The following is a 964-nucleotide window of genomic DNA, read 5'->3' as shown; positions in this document are numbered from 1 at the left end:
CATTGGGCTATGGCAGTCAAGGTGCTGATTCCCAACACGCTGCGGGCGCTCACCCAGGATCAGGGGGTGGTGAATTGCGAGGGATCCACCATCCGCGAATTGTTGGATGCTTTGGAACAACGCTGTCCGGGGATTAAGGCGCGGCTGTGCGATGAGAAGGGGGAATTGCGCCGCTTCGTCAACTTTTATGTGAACAGCGAAGACATTCGCTTCCTCAAGGGATGTGACACCCCTCTGCAAGATGGGGATGAGGTGAGCATCGTCCCTGCCGTTGCTGGGGGCTGAGGGCTGCCAAGCCTGCCGTGGACGCTGTGGAGTGGTTGAGCCAGCCGGCCCCGCTGGTGGCACCTGCCTTGCTGGGCATGGTTCTGGTGCGGCAATTTGCCGATGGGCTGCAGGTGCGGGCCCAGATCGTAGAGACGGAGGCCTACACGGCTGGGGATCCGGCCTGCCATGCCTACCGCCGCAAGACCCAACGCAACCAGGTCATGTTTGGCCCGCCAGGGCATCTCTACATCTATCGCATCTACGGCCTCTACCACTGTCTAAATATCGTTACCGAGCCAGAAGGGATCCCGGCGGCGGTTCTGATCCGGGCAGCTCAGTTGGATCGCCTGCCAGACTGGATCCCGGCCAACAAACAGAATCAGCCAGCACGGGCGGCGGCGGGGCCGGGCCTGCTCTGTCAAGCACTGCGCATCGACGGATCCCACAACGGCTGGCGGCTAGAGCGGGCGGAAGCCGGCCAGGAAGGCATTTGGCTGGAGGGATCCCCCTCTTGGCAAACGCAGTTGTCCATCGTCCAAACCACCCGCATCGGCATCACCCAAGGAGCCGAGATCCCCTGGCGCTGGTACATTGGTGGACATCCGGCGGTGTCGCGCTATTAGTGGGGGCAGGCGGACAATGCTCGCAGAAGGCAGTGGCTAAAGGACTGATACATTTACGCTGAACACTGCTGAAC

The 964-nt window shown here is 61.5% G+C and carries 2 protein-coding genes; both read left to right on the top strand.

Annotated features, from left to right (window positions below; genetic code table 11):
- The first annotated feature begins 9 nt into the window (after positions 1-9).
- Positions 10-285 carry a ubiquitin-like small modifier protein 1 gene (locus NW856_RS12770; RefSeq protein WP_011434358.1) on the top strand — a complete coding sequence of 92 codons (276 nt, stop codon included), beginning with the start codon at positions 10-12 and terminating at the stop codon, positions 283-285.
- Positions 286-311: 26 nt separating this feature from the next.
- Positions 312-890 carry a DNA-3-methyladenine glycosylase gene (locus NW856_RS12765; RefSeq protein WP_011434357.1) on the top strand — a complete coding sequence of 193 codons (579 nt, stop codon included), beginning with the start codon at positions 312-314 and terminating at the stop codon, positions 888-890.
- The last annotated feature ends 74 nt before the right edge of the window (positions 891-964 follow it).

The sequence above is a fragment of the Synechococcus sp. R3-13 genome (genome assembly GCF_047462195.1).
Lineage (GTDB): Bacteria > Cyanobacteriota > Cyanobacteriia > Thermostichales > Thermostichaceae > Thermostichus.
Note: the sequence above shows the minus strand (reverse complement) of the source record. Positions and strands in the feature narration are given on the sequence as shown.